Genomic DNA, 13,988 nt, shown 5'->3' on the forward strand with positions numbered 1-13,988 from the left:
ATAAATAAGTTTAAGTTCGATCATTATAGTGATTAGATAAATGTAAATGGATTAAGCTTAAAAACATCTAAAAGGAGACATGATCATGTTAAATTCAGATTTAGATATACGCTTAGAACCACGCATTAAGGAACTTTACCGCTTACATAAGGAGCGTTCAGCCAATATTGATTGGAGCTATCACGAATTCATTCCATGGGACAAGGCGATGTCGTTTAAACGGGTTCCTTGGGAGGAGAGTCAAGTTACGCTTCCGGAAGGTGTCATCGTTGCCGTGGAAACGGCATTACTGACAGAAGTAAACTTACCTTGGTATACATCGCACTTGGATTACACGTTTAAAAACTCGATGGAAGTCATCAATGATTTTGTCCGCACGTGGACAGCGGAAGAAGACCAGCACTCGAGCTTACTGGAAACGTATTTACTTGTGACACGAAACGTCAATCCGACACGGTTGCATCAATTAAGAAGACGTGTCGTTGAAAGCGGCTGGTTCCCGGACTTCACGAATCCTTTGGCAACCATGGCCTACACGTCGTTGCAAGAGCTTGCGACACTCGTTTTCTATAACAACGTAGCGAGAGTGGCAGGAGCGCATGACAAAGACTTGGCGACACTGCTCCGTCGTTTGGCAAAAGATGAAGCCCTTCACTATGCGTTCTACCGCGACACGGTGAAAGCGCACCTTGAACTCGATCCGAACTTCATTGTGTTCTTCGAAGATGTCATCATCAATTTCTCGATGCCGGGAGCGATCATGCCGGACTTTACCGAGCGTATGAAGACCATTGCGATTGATACGAATTACGGACCCCTCCAATACTTTGACCAGGTATTAGATGTCGTCGTGAAATACTGGGATATTGAGAACTTGCAACCTACGAGCGAAGAGGCCAAACAATCTCAAGCGAACATCATGAAATATCACGGGCGTTTGAAACGCATCAAGGACCGTCAATCAGCAAAAACGAAGATTGATGCATAAGGAAGGGAGCACTAAAAAAATGACATGTGAAATATGCGGAAAAGAAACGAATAACCAAGTCAGTTATTTGGAACTGAACACGTGGGAATTCAATTCGTTGAAGACAGAAGAAAAAGACTTTTATCCGATTTGCTACAGTTGTTTTGATAAGCATACGAACGAGTTCATTGATCAGGAAATGGATCTTGAATTAAGAAAAAAACGTTCGCAGATGGTGAATAAAGAAGTCGAGGCAGAAATCGAAGCTATTCTTGAAGTTGAAAATTAAGTGCTCAATTAGATTCCGATATATGTTGGAATCGTCAGACTGAAGACAAAATAGTGGTTTTTCTCTTAATCGAGAAGAGCCACTTTTTGCTCGTTCTTTGAAGTATTATTTTATATTTAGTCCAAATAAAATAAAGAGGGAAAATAAATTTGATACCCTCAAAATATCTTCAACATTCATAAATGAGCTATCTTTAACAAAAAAATTCTGTACAAACTTATTCATTTACGTTTTTCTTCATATTTATTTTCAATAACGTAAAACAAAAAAAGTGTTATAAGGATAACGAATGGAGTTGTGCTATGCTCCATTAATTCAAAGTACGGTAGTGTTAAAGACAGAAGTATCAGTGACGTCGCTACTAATCGAACGATAACAAGTTTTTTATGATATTTGTTATTATCCAAATTACTTCCTCCTTTTTCAAATTTAACATTAACATTATTTCCTATATGATAAAACCTATTGCACATTAATCACGAGATTTCTTAATCCAACGTTGAAGCGTCTCATGTGGTTTCCTCAAACAAGATCTGACAGCGCAGGCTTGCGCTTTTTCCTGTAGGAGTCGCGTGAAACGCGTGATAACAGGTGCATAGAAAAACATTCATCGCTCGACTTCTAAGGGAGAAGGAAGCAACGCTTCCGCCCTAGAAAAGCGAGCGAATGAATGTTTTTTCGTAGACCTAAAAAAACGAGACCCGACTAAACGTCGAATCCCGTAGTATCAAAATGGAATTATGCTCCTTGAAATCAATCCTCGATAAACGTAACGAGGTAATGATGAGCAGAATAGAGTGGAGCACGCGTGACGAAGAACTCGGGTAAGTCGACATCGATATCAAGTTCACGTAAAGTTTGCGGATCGAGACACTCCTGGACGAGACGTTTGATGTCGCTGAGTAATTCATCGTGCAAATTCGCTTCCGCTGCGAAGGAACGTTTGGCTTCATCTTTTAACAATAAGACGACTGGAGGAAGACCGCGTAGTAAGTCGACCTGAAGTGGTTGTTCGTTGCGTTGAAAAAAGTCGTTTAAGCAACTGACGACCTTCATCGAATGTTCTTCTTTCATCGGTCGGACCCCCAACTTTCTTTAAGTAGCTGTTACTATCAAGCTATTCCCTAAAGTCAGATAGGATATGCAGACAAACTGGAATCGGTGCATTAACGGATTCAATAACCGGGTACAGAAAGAGGTAGGGGGGATGAAGATGCTGTTTCGTTATTTATTTTTGGGTATGGACCCCGCGATCGACGAGATTCAACTCCGGATCATTTATTTTACGGAATTGATTTTCTTTATCGGTCTGTATCAGATTACGAGTCGTTTTTCACGTCAAAGCATGATTCTCGGAACGGTCCTCGGCATCACGGGTCTGATTGCGCTCCTACCGGGAGCCATCTATATTCTGCGGTATAACCCGGAAGATGCGGTCATCGACATTACGTTCCTGTTGATTTACTTACTGGAGCCGCTTGCGATTTTAGCATTTCTCGTCGCCTTGTTTCGACGGTTGTATCAAAAACGCCATCCCAATCATTGAAGAAGTCCGGACAAACGTTGTCGTCACACGTTTGATCGGACTTTTTCGTCTGCCTCAAAAAATAAATAAAATATATTTTAGCAAAAAGGATTGATGTGTAACCGGTTACACAATATGATACATATTGTAAGCGTTATCAAAAGAAAGAGGTGGCGAACATGTCGACCATCCGGGAAGTAGCGAAAGTGGCAAATGTCTCCGTTGCGACCGTCTCACGCGTCATGAATGAGAAGGGATATGTCAGCGAAAAAGCAAGAACAGCAGTCCTGCAAGCGATTAAGCAGCTCGATTATCGACCGAACCGGGTCGCCCGGTCGTTGTTCCAAAAACGATCTGGTCTGATTGGTTTGATTGTCCCGGACATCACCAATCCTTTTTTTCCGCAACTCGCACGGGCTGTGGAAGATATGGCACATCAGCACGGATTTCAGGTGATTTTGTGTAACACGGATGAACAGTTTCAGAAAGAACAAGAATATATTCAGTCACTCGAAGCGATGCACATCGACGGGCTGATCATCACGACAAACTATTCGAACAACCCGAACTATGAAGGAATCGAAGTGCCGATCGTTGCCCTCGACCGTGTCTTGCAAGGCGCAATCCCGACGGTCACGTCAAACGGTTACGACGGCGGTAAAAAAGCGGCACAGTTCTTACTCGATCACGGCGCAACCGAACTCGTCGTCATCAGCGGTCCTTCAAAATTACCGACGATCAAAAAACGCCGGGATGGATTTGAGGAAGTTGCCGGGAAACACCTCGTCGCAAGCATTGAGTCGCCGTTTCATTTCCAAGGCGCACTCGGGGCGGCGAACTACTTATTTGACCATTACGACTGTAACGGAATTTTTGCGGCAAACGATGTCATCGCCGCAGCGACGATTCAAGTCGCGGCTGAGCGGGGAATCGCGATTCCAGACCAGTTACAGATCATCGGTTATGACGGAATTGAACTCGGACAGATGATTTCACCACCACTCACGACGATTGCCCAGCCGATCTATCAGATGGGTGAACTGGCGGCAAAGTTATTGATTCAACGAATTGAAGGAAAAGAGATTGCGGCCGTCCATCATGAATTGATGGTCGAAGTCATCGAACGAGAAACGACGAAGCGGAAGGGTGAACAGTCATGAAACAAATCAGTGTAGTCGGAAGTATCTCGATGGACTTGGTCGTCGAAAGCGATCGTCGTCCGTCAGCAGGGGAAACGGTCATCGGATCCTCCTTCCATACGGTACCGGGAGGAAAAGGGGCCAACCAAGCGGTCGCGATTGCCCGGCTCGGCGGCAACGTCGAAATGGTCGGCTGTGTCGGTGACGATGCAAACGGCGTCGCGATCCGGCAGAACTTCGAAACGGAACAGGTCGGAACGACGCATCTGCAGACGATCGCGAACGAACGGACGGGGACGGCGCACATTACGCTGGCAGAAGGCGATAATTCAATCGTCGTCGTCCAGTCGGCGAACTTAGCCGTCGTCTACGACGAGGCACAGCTCGACAGCCTCCTCGGTCAGACGGACATGATTTTGTTACAACTCGAAATTCCATTGGAAACGGTCAAACAGGTGGCGCGTTACGGCAAGACACACGGTATTCCCGTCGTCTTGAATCCGGCGCCAGCCATCGTCCTTGACGACGAGCTGCTGGAAGACGTGACGTATCTGACACCAAACGAACATGAATGCGGCTTGATTTTTGGACAACAGCAGTCACTGGAACATTGGTTAAGCCAGTATCCGAATAAATTAATCGTGACAGAAGGCAGTCGCGGGGCCCGTTTCTACGACGGGGACGCCATCGTGACGGTGCCGGCGATCAAGACGGACGTCATCGATACGACAGGTGCCGGCGATACATTCAACGGCGCACTCGCGGTCAGCTTGACGGAAGGAACGTCACTGACGGAAGCAATTCGGTTTGCCAACAAGGCAGCCGGTATGTCCGTCCGCGCCCTCGGGGCACAAGGCGGAATGCCGACACGGGAACAGATGGAGGTTGAAGCATGAAACGACACGGGATTTTAAACAGTCACATCAGTAAGGTCTTAACGGATCTTGGTCATACGGACATGGTCGTCATCGGCGACTGCGGTCTGCCGATTCCAGCAGGCGTAGAACGGATCGACTTGGCACTTGAGCTCGGAACACCGTCATTCGCTGATGTTGTCCGTGTCGTCGCCGACGATATGGCGATTGAACAGGTGACGCTCGCAACGGAAATCAACGACACGAACGTCAAGGCACTTGAGGTCGTCAACCAACTCGACGTCCCGCAAGACTTCGTCTCGCACGAAGCATTCAAGGAACTGACGAAGCAGGCGAAAGTCATCATCCGGACGGGTGAAGCGACACCGTATGCGAACGTCATCTTACACGCCGGCGTCATTTTTTAAGGGGGAAGCACGATGCAAATTGAGATGACAGGTATCAAAAAAGCGTTTGGTCCCGTTCCCGTCTTGAAGGGTGTCGACTTTACACTGGCGACCGGTGAGATTCATGCCTTGATGGGTGAAAACGGAGCCGGGAAATCGACCTTGATGAAGATTCTGACCGGTGTCCATAAAGCCGATGAAGGAACGATTCAAATTGACGGCGTGGAACAACAGTATAAAAATCCGAAACTGGCGGAAGAAGCGGGAATCGCTTTTATCCACCAGGAACTGAACATCTTACCGGACTTAACGGTTACGGAAAATCTGTTTCTCGGACGGGAACTGAAATCCCGCTTCGGTATTTTGAAGCAAGCAGAGATGAAACGGCTCGCCGAACGTGAACTGGCGGAACTGAACGTCTTCATGGACGTCAATCAGCTCGCCCGGACGTTATCGGTCGGACAACAGCAGATGATTGAAATCGCGAAAGCATTGATGACGGACGCAAAGGTCATCATCATGGATGAACCGACGGCCGCTTTAACGGAACGTGAAATCCGCGCCTTGTTCAGTGTCGCGACGGCACTGCGGGCACAGGGTGTCTCGATCGTCTACATCTCGCACCGGATGGAAGAAATCTTTGAACTATGCGACCGGATCACCGTCTTACGGGACGGCGTCTCGGTCTCGACCCACCAAATTGCCGAGACTTCGTTTGAACAGATCGTCCGCGAAATGGTCGGACGTGAGATGGGCGAACGGTATCCGGAGCGTCAAGTCACACTCGGTCAGACGGTCCTCGAAGTCACCGGAGCGACCGGCAAACGGTTTGAAGATGTCTCGTTTTCCGTCCGGGCCGGTGAAATCGTCGGCTTTTCCGGCTTGATGGGCGCCGGACGAACAGAAGTCATGCGCGGCTTGTTCGGGGTCGACCGGCTGAAAGCAGGGACGATCAGCTTAAACGGCAACGTCATCAAAATCAAATCGCCACACGATGCGATCAAACAGGGACTCGGCTTCTTGACGGAAGACCGAAAAGGCGAAGGCTTGTTCCTCGACTTTTCACTCCGGGAAAACATCTCCTTGCCGACAATCCGGTCGTTATCGAAGTCCGGTGTCATCTCCGATCAATCGGAGCGGCAGTTCGCCGAAGGGTATCTGAAGTCGTTATCTGTCCGGCACAGCTCGATGGATCAACCGGCGAAGTCGTTGTCCGGCGGGAACCAGCAAAAGGTCGTCCTCGCGAAATGGCTCGGAACCAAACCGGATGTCTTGATTCTCGACGAACCGACACGCGGTGTCGACGTCGGGGCGAAAAAAGAAATTTATACGATCATGAATGAACTCGCCGCATCGGGTGTTGCGATCATCATGATCAGTTCCGACCTCCCGGAAATTCTCGGGATGAGTGACCGCGTCTATGTGATGCGGGAAGGACAGATGAGCGGCATGCTCAACCAACAAGAGGCCACGCAAGAAAGTATCATGACGCTTGCGACAGGAGGACAATGACATGGAATTGATGCAAGGAAAACTGACGGAAAAGAAACCGAGACGACTCGGGATTGGTCAAAAGCTCGGTCCGCTCGCCGGACTGTTCGCTATCATTCTCGTCGTTTCGATCATGGAACCGGACTTTTTAACACTTAATAACTTATTCAACATCTTACGCCAAGTTTCGATCAATGCCTTGATTGCCTTCGGGATGACGTTCGTCATCTTAACAGGTGGAATCGACTTATCGGTCGGTTCGATTCTTGCGTTGTCATCCGCGTTCGTCGCCGGTCTGATGACCGACGGAACGTCAGCGATTCTCGCCGTGCTTGCCGGCTTGATCGTCGGCGCAATCATGGGTGCGTTAAACGGAATGGTCATCTCACTCGGAAAAGTCGCACCATTCATCGCGACACTTGCGACGATGACGATCTTCCGTGGTCTGACACTCGTCTATACGGACGGGAAGCCGATTACCGGACTCAGCCAAGGTGGCTGGTTCGAATTATTCGGTCGCGGCTACTTCTGGATCTTCCCGGTCCCGGTCGTGACGATGTTGATTGCCTTTGGCGTCCTGTACTTCATCTTGAAGAAAACGACGTTCGGCCGTTACACGTATGCGATTGGTGGAAACGAAGAAGCTGCAAAACTGATGGGGATTCAAGTCAACAAAGTGAAGATTTTGATTTACTCGCTGTCCGGTTTGATGGCAGCACTTGCCGGCATCATCTTGACGTCGCGTCTGAACTCGGCGCAACCGACAGCTGGAACATCGTACGAACTGGATGCAATCGCAGCGGTCGTCCTTGGTGGAACGAGCTTAGCCGGTGGACGCGGTTGGATCGTCGGAACGTTGATCGGTGCCTTGATCATCGGAACACTTAACAACGGACTGAACTTACTTGGTGTCTCGTCCTTCTTCCAGCTCGTCGTCAAAGGGCTCGTCATCCTGTTCGCGGTACTCGCGGACCGGAAACAAACTACGTGATTTACCATCCAAAAGGAGGATATTGATATGAAAAAACTACTCGCACTCGTCATGATGGCGTTAATGGTCTTCGCAGCGGCTTGTTCGACGGAACAACCGGGCAGTGACACGGAAAAAGAGAAGAAAACAAAAGACTTTAAGATTGGTCTGTCGATTTCGACGCTCAACAACCCGTTCTTCGTTTCACTTAAAGAAGGCGCAGAAAAAGAAGCAAAAGCACAAGGTGCCACACTGCAAGTCGCGGATGCACAAGATGATGCCGCAAAACAAGCAAGTGACATCGAAGACATGATTCAAAAGAACGTCGATCTCATCTTGATCAACCCAACGGATTCAGCAGCAGTCGGTGCAGCTGTTCAAACAGCAAACGATGCGGACATCCCGGTCATCACAGTGGACCGGAATGCAGAAGCTGGTGACGTCATCGCGCACATCGCGTCGGATAACGTTGCAGGCGGGAAACAAGCGGGTGAGTACATGATCGAACTCGTTGGTGACAAAGCGAAAGTCGTTGAACTCGAAGGAATCCCGGGCGCATCGGCAACACGCGACCGCGGCGAAGGGTTCCATGCGGCAGTCGACAGCAAGCTTGACGTCGTTGCCAAACAATCCGCAAACTTTGACCGGGCAAAAGGTCTGTCGGTCATGGAAAACATCCTTCAAAACAACAAAGACATCAAAGCCGTCTTCGCACACAACGATGAAATGGCGCTTGGTGCCGTCGAAGCGTTGAAAGCAGCGGGCATGGAAGACGTAAAAGTCATCGGGTTTGACGCAACAGACGATGCCGTCAAAGCCGTCGAAGACGGGAAGATGGCGGGAACAGTCGCTCAGAAACCGGCTGAGATCGGTAAAACCGGGATCGATACAGCAATCAAACACCTCAAAGGTGAGACAGTCGAGAAGAACATTCCAGTCGAACTCGATCTCATCAAACAATAATTTTCCTCACCAGCCGAGCTGATTTTGTCAGCCGGCTGGTGTTTTTTGGAGGGAAGCTGAACTTCATGAATCTATACCTTGTTCCCGTAGTTGTTTTTCTCTATAATGAAAGAAGCGTATATTACTGAAGGAGGATCATCGATGATCATTCATAACGTGGCTCTTGTCGGCCTCATCGTCGTTTCCGTTCTTCTCATCATCGTCGTTCTCTTGATGTCAGGCCGTACGGCTGGACTCGGAGCATTGACAGGTGGGGCAGAACAATTATTTGGTCGCCAAAAAGCCCGTGGCTTGGATGCGGTCCTAAATCGTGTAGCGTCTATTTTAGGGGCATTATTCTTTATCTTGGCGTTACTCGTCGCTTTTTATAAGTGAGTATTGAAACGACAGCCGTCCGATCGCGCTGTCGTTTTTTCTTATTTTCTCGATTTCTATTTTTTCATTTTGGGGTATAGAGTTAGAGGGGGAATCATTTTATGAAAATCACATTACCAAAACCATTCTTTTTTGAAGGCGGCAACCGGGCAGTTCTGTTGTTGCACGGCTTCACCGGCTCAAGCGCCGATGTCCGGATGCTCGGACGTTACCTGCAAAAACATGGTTATACATCACTGGCACCACAATATAAAGGGCACGCTGCCCCACCCGAAGAGCTGACGAAGACTGGGCCAGCCGACTGGTGGCAGGATGTCCTCGACGGTTACGAAGCGTTAAAAGCGAAAGGCTACGACGAGATTGCGGTCTGCGGACTGTCACTCGGCGGTGTCATGTCGCTTCGGCTTTCGATGCACCGTCCGGTCAAAGCGGTCATTCCGATGTGTGCGCCGGCTTACATCAAAAGTGAAGACGTCATGTATGCAGGAGTCACGGAGTATGCCAGAGAATTTAAGAAGCGAGAAGGAAAATCGGTCGAGGAAATCGAGCAGGAGATGGCTGTGTTCGAACCGATGCCGACCTTAAAGGATCTGCAAGCCTTGCTGAAAGAGACACGCGATTCACTCGAAGATGTCTATGCACCGACACTCGTCATCCAAGCCCGCAACGATCATATGATCAACACGGATTCAGCCAACATCATCCATGATGGTGTCAGTGCCTTACAAAAAGATCTGATCTGGTATGAGAACTCAGGTCATGTCATTACGCTCGACAAAGAAAAAGAAACGCTCCACCAAGACATCCATGAATTTTTGGACGGCTTGAACTGGAGCCATTAACTGGAGGTGTCACGTTGGAATTACGTGAACGCATATTAGAGGTCATCGCAGCGGACGAACGTCCGTTGTCGATTGATCAATTAACGAAAAAACTGGAACTAACGGATACGGCACAGTTCAAGGAACTGATCCGGACGTTAAATGAACTCGAAGAAGAAGCGCTTGTTGCGCGGACCCGTTCGAACAAATACGGAACCCTCGCTCAAATCGGACAAGTTGCCGGAAAAATCTCGGTCCACCAACGTGGATTCGGATTCGTTTCACCGGAAGACGGTTCGGCAGGCGATATCTTCCTGCCGGCACCGGAGCTCGGCAATGTCTACAACGGGGACCGTGTCCTCGTCAAAGTTTTTGCTGAATCAAACGGCGGAGACCGCCGCGAAGGCAAGTTACTCAAGATTCTCTCACGCGGACCGGCTGATTTCGTCGGAACGTTCGTCAGTCCAAAAGGACGGATTGAGTCGATCGCCTACATCGAGCCGGATGATTCGAAGCTGACGTTCCTGCCGGTCGTCGCAAACGAAGATACGCTTGGTGCCGTCGACGGCCATAAAGTCCTCGCGCGGATTACGAAGTATCCGGACGGCCGTTACGCCGGAACCGCAAAAGTCTTGCAAATCATCGGCCATAAAAACGACCCGGGTGTCGATATCCTGTCGATCGTCCACAAGCACGGCATCAATGTCGACTTCTCGGACGCAGCGATTGCGGAAGCAAATGACATTCCCGATCAAATCGACGAGAAAGATCTCGTTGGTCGCGTCGACTTACGCAATGAAGTGACAGTCACGATTGACGGCGCGGACGCAAAAGACTTGGATGATGCCGTTCACGTCAAGAAACTTGCGAACGGGAACTATGAGCTCGGTGTCCACATCGCCGATGTCTCACATTACGTCAAGGAAGATTCACCGCTCGACGAAGAAGCACGCGAACGCGGAACCAGTGTCTATCTCGTGGACCGCGTGATTCCGATGATTCCGCACCGTCTGTCAAACGGGATCTGTTCACTGAACCCACACGTCGATCGGTTGACGCTCAGCTGTATCATGGAAATCGATCAGAACGGTGCTGTCGTCAACCATGAGATTTTACAAAGTGTCATCAATACGACGGAACGGATGACGTATACCGATGTCCGTAAAATCATTGAACGCGAAGACGAAGAAGTGGTCGCGAAATATCACGATCTCGTCGCCAACTTCGATCAGATGGCGGAACTGGCTGCGATCCTCCGCGAACGTCGCTCACGCCGTGGTGCGATTAACTTCGACTTCCCGGAAGCGAAAGTCCTCGTCAACGAAGAAGGCAAGACAAGCGAAATCATCCTCCGCGAACGGTCGGTTGCTGAAAAACTGATTGAAGAGTTTATGCTCGCCGCGAACGAAACGGTGGCGGAGCACGTCCAGCACCAAAAACTGCCGTTCATGTACCGGATTCACGATGAGCCGAAAGCAGAACGTCTCGATACGTTCTTCAAGTTCATCGCGAACTTCGGGATCAATGTTGAACGCAAAGGCGAGTCGGTCGCACCGAAGACGTTGCAATCGATCCTGAACGCCGTTGAAGGCGAGCCGGAAGAAGCCGTCGTCAGTACGGTCATGTTACGGTCGCTCCAACAAGCGAAATATGACGTCGAACCGATTGGTCACTTTGGTCTGTCGACCGATTTCTATACGCACTTCACGTCACCGATCCGCCGGTATCCGGACTTGATGGTCCACCGTCTGTTGCGCGAGTACATCATCTTTAATGATAAATCGCAAAAGACACAGGACCGCTACTCTGCGATCTTGCCGGAAATCGCCGATCACGCTTCAAAACGGGAACGCCGTGCCGTTGACGCGGAACGCGAAACAAATGCCCTCAAAAAAGCCGAGTATATGGAACAACACATCGGCGAAACGTTTGAAGGGGTCGTCAGTGGGGTGACCAACTTCGGGATGTTCGTCGAGTTGCCGAACACGATCGAAGGACTCGTTCACATCCAGGCGATGACGGATGACTTCTACCGTTACGACGAAGCGAACTATCAATTGATGGGCGAACGGACGAAACAACAGTTCCGGATCGGCGACGTCGTCGAGATTAAAGTCACCGGTGTCAACATCGATGAGAAGACGATCGACTTTGCTGTCGTCGGGATGCCGGAACGCCAACCGAAAAAACGGTTTGAGTCGAAGACGATCCGTTCAACGGGCGGCCGTCCGGGACAAAAACGCGACGATAAGAAAGACGACCGTCGCGGAAAGTCGAAGCGTCCGAGTAAACCGAAGGACCAGTCGAAAGGCAAAGGGTTCGCGCTGAAGGACAAGAAGGATAAACCGCCGTTCCATAAAGCGGTCTCGAATAAAAAACGGAAGCGCAAATAAGCGCTTCTGTTTAGAAATGTGGTGGAAGAGAGATGCCAAAAGGTACAAGTTCAAAAGTATTAGCCAACAACAAACGGGCGTCGTTTGATTATGCGATTGAAGATACGATCGAAGCGGGTCTCGTCTTGACGGGAACCGAAATCAAATCGGTCCGGAAAGGAAAAATCAGTATCGGCGACGCGTTCGTCCGCTTCGACGGCGGGGAAGCGATTCTCTGGAACTCGAACATCGCCCACTTCGAACAAGGGAACCGGTACAACCACGAACAGCTCCGTCCGCGGAAACTGTTGCTGCACAAAAAACAAATTGCCAACTTGATGGGACTCGTCTCGCGCGACGGCTACACGATCGTGCCGCTGAAGGTCTACATCAAGAACGGCTACGCGAAATGTCTGATCGGACTCGGCCGCGGGAAGAAGAAATTCGACAAGCGCGACGATCTGAAGAAGAAGGATGCGAAGCGTGATATCGACCGTGCGTTACGCGACAAGCAAAAGTATTGAACCCGTAACACTTTTCTGCTATTATAATAGTATTCGGAAAGCCCCAATTTTATATCTTGGGGACGTTACGGATTCGACGGGGGTAGTTCGGTCTTCTGTGGCGTGTCGAGGGGTCGGCCTCGTTAAAACGCATCAGCCATAACTGGCAAAACTAACACACAACTCGCAGCAGCTTAATAGCTACTACGGATCCTAGCAGCCGTCGCCTGGTCGGCTGATTTCTAGGGTCTCACTTTAAACAGGCTACGCTTGGACCCTTCCGTCTGGAGGGAAAGAGAAGAGATGGAATCAGACTGGTCGGACGGACGCCTGTCAATTGGCAGCCTGACGACGAGATCCCAATAAATTGACTACACACGTAGAAGCTTAAGTATACGATGCCTTCGGACGTGGGTTCGACTCCCACCGTCTCCATATCCTGAAATCTTATGATTTCAAATAAGTGCCACATCCTGTAAAATAAATGGATGTGGCACTTATTTTTGTATAGTGTCATTTTAATTTAGTGGTTGTTATAAAAAAGGACGTGATAAAGATGTTAGTATACTTTTTAGCAAATAGTAATTCAAATTTAATCAATTGTGATTTGAATTTTCAAAGTGAATTCAAATTTCACTATGATGAAGTCAAAAAAACATTAAACATTAAAAAAAATGATAGTTATTTGGAAGATTACTGGGGTGAAAATGTTCAATCCTTAACTACGATAGCAGGGGACAATGGTATCGGTAAAACATCTATCTTAGAACTAATAAAAGATAGATTTTTATGGGGATTTAATCATCCAGACAAAACAATTATTGTTCTAAAAAAAGATGAGAAATATGAATTATATTATGATGAAGAACTACTAAGAGAGCATAACTCGATTATTGTAAATAATATTCCTTATGACTTGAATTCTTTGAGAAAGGAAGAAGGATCGGAGAAAAGAATACTCGAAGATAGAGATTTAAAATTATTATATATTGAAAAAATATCTTTAAATAAGTATAAAACGTTTAGTTTAAACGATAAAGTTTTTTTGCAAACTAATACTCGACTAGGAAAAGAAAAAACTATGGTCTTTTATACCAATCATTGGAATTATACAAGAAGAAATAGAATGTACAAACACGATGTTGATACAAAGAAATTAGACTATATAGACAATTCAATAGGGTATAGAATAGATTCATTGATAACTCAATTTAAAGAGTACGAGGTATTGATTTCAAATGACATGTTAACTGTAAATGGTTTAGTACAAAAATCAAGGTTTGACGTTGACTACTTATTTAAATTACAAGAA

At 48.1% G+C, this 13,988-nt stretch carries 14 protein-coding genes, 1 other RNA gene and 1 pseudogene; 15 read left to right on the forward strand and 1 reads right to left on the reverse strand.

Features of this window, described 5'->3' with window-relative positions:
- Nucleotides 1-85: 85 nt before the first annotated feature.
- On the forward strand, nucleotides 86-988 hold the full coding sequence (locus D3D03_RS11510) for an acyl-ACP desaturase (protein ID WP_119923641.1): 903 nt from the start codon (nucleotides 86-88) through the stop codon (nucleotides 986-988).
- Between the two features lie 19 nt (nucleotides 989-1,007).
- Complete coding sequence (locus D3D03_RS11515) at nucleotides 1,008-1,256, forward strand: hypothetical protein (RefSeq protein ID WP_028105779.1); 249 nt, start codon at nucleotides 1,008-1,010, stop codon at nucleotides 1,254-1,256.
- 753 nt (nucleotides 1,257-2,009) lie between these two features.
- Here the strand turns inward: D3D03_RS11515 and D3D03_RS11525 are convergent.
- Nucleotides 2,010-2,330, reverse strand: coding sequence for a hypothetical protein (locus D3D03_RS11525; protein WP_026832178.1), 321 nt, complete (start codon nucleotides 2,328-2,330; stop codon nucleotides 2,010-2,012).
- Between the two features lie 139 nt (nucleotides 2,331-2,469).
- Between D3D03_RS11525 and D3D03_RS11530 the strand changes: the two genes are divergently transcribed.
- The 13 genes and pseudogenes from D3D03_RS11530 to D3D03_RS11590 form a co-directional block, all read left to right on the forward strand.
- Nucleotides 2,470-2,802: a hypothetical protein gene (locus tag D3D03_RS11530; RefSeq protein ID WP_026832179.1), complete on the forward strand. Its 333-nt coding sequence runs from the start codon at nucleotides 2,470-2,472 to the stop codon at nucleotides 2,800-2,802.
- 158 nt (nucleotides 2,803-2,960) lie between these two features.
- The gene (locus tag D3D03_RS11535; RefSeq protein ID WP_026832180.1) at nucleotides 2,961-3,941 is read left to right on the forward strand and encodes a LacI family DNA-binding transcriptional regulator; all 981 of its coding nucleotides are present in this window, start codon (nucleotides 2,961-2,963) and stop codon (nucleotides 3,939-3,941) included.
- A complete protein-coding gene (gene rbsK / locus D3D03_RS11540; protein WP_119923644.1) occupies nucleotides 3,938-4,816 on the forward strand; it encodes a ribokinase in 879 nt (292 codons plus the stop codon). The genes D3D03_RS11535 and rbsK overlap by 4 nt, the downstream gene beginning before the upstream one ends.
- Complete coding sequence (gene rbsD / locus D3D03_RS11545) at nucleotides 4,813-5,202, forward strand: D-ribose pyranase (protein WP_119923645.1); 390 nt, start codon at nucleotides 4,813-4,815, stop codon at nucleotides 5,200-5,202. The genes rbsK and rbsD overlap by 4 nt, the downstream gene beginning before the upstream one ends.
- 12 nt (nucleotides 5,203-5,214) lie before the next feature.
- The gene (locus tag D3D03_RS11550; RefSeq protein ID WP_026832183.1) at nucleotides 5,215-6,693 is read left to right on the forward strand and encodes a sugar ABC transporter ATP-binding protein; all 1,479 of its coding nucleotides are present in this window, start codon (nucleotides 5,215-5,217) and stop codon (nucleotides 6,691-6,693) included.
- A gap of 1 nt (nucleotide 6,694) precedes the next feature.
- Nucleotides 6,695-7,663 carry a ribose ABC transporter permease gene (rbsC, locus tag D3D03_RS11555; RefSeq protein ID WP_051523880.1) on the forward strand — a complete coding sequence of 323 codons (969 nt, stop codon included), beginning with the start codon at nucleotides 6,695-6,697 and terminating at the stop codon, nucleotides 7,661-7,663.
- Between the two features lie 27 nt (nucleotides 7,664-7,690).
- Nucleotides 7,691-8,605, forward strand: coding sequence for a ribose ABC transporter substrate-binding protein RbsB (gene rbsB / locus D3D03_RS11560; protein WP_014971150.1), 915 nt, complete (start codon nucleotides 7,691-7,693; stop codon nucleotides 8,603-8,605).
- Between the two features lie 141 nt (nucleotides 8,606-8,746).
- Nucleotides 8,747-8,980 (forward strand): preprotein translocase subunit SecG, encoded by a 234-nt coding sequence (secG, locus tag D3D03_RS11565; RefSeq protein ID WP_012371248.1) that lies wholly within the window; start codon nucleotides 8,747-8,749, stop codon nucleotides 8,978-8,980.
- Between the two features lie 101 nt (nucleotides 8,981-9,081).
- Entirely contained in the window at nucleotides 9,082-9,822 is a 741-nt protein-coding gene (locus D3D03_RS11570) for an alpha/beta hydrolase (RefSeq protein WP_119923646.1), read from the forward strand.
- Nucleotides 9,823-9,836: 14 nt separating this feature from the next.
- Nucleotides 9,837-12,194, forward strand: a complete 2,358-nt coding sequence (rnr, locus tag D3D03_RS11575) for a ribonuclease R (RefSeq protein WP_119923647.1) — start codon at nucleotides 9,837-9,839, stop codon at nucleotides 12,192-12,194.
- A 32-nt stretch (nucleotides 12,195-12,226) separates the two neighbouring features.
- Nucleotides 12,227-12,697: an SsrA-binding protein SmpB gene (gene smpB / locus D3D03_RS11580; RefSeq protein WP_014971147.1), complete on the forward strand. Its 471-nt coding sequence runs from the start codon at nucleotides 12,227-12,229 to the stop codon at nucleotides 12,695-12,697.
- A gap of 58 nt (nucleotides 12,698-12,755) precedes the next feature.
- Nucleotides 12,756-13,114, forward strand: a transfer-messenger RNA (tmRNA) gene (gene ssrA, locus D3D03_RS11585).
- Between the two features lie 118 nt (nucleotides 13,115-13,232).
- Nucleotides 13,233-13,988, forward strand: a pseudogene (locus tag D3D03_RS11590) (hypothetical protein); the annotation flags it as partial.

The sequence above is a fragment of the Exiguobacterium sp. RIT452 genome (assembly GCF_003598705.1).
Classification (GTDB): domain Bacteria; phylum Bacillota; class Bacilli; order Exiguobacteriales; family Exiguobacteriaceae; genus Exiguobacterium_A; species Exiguobacterium_A undae.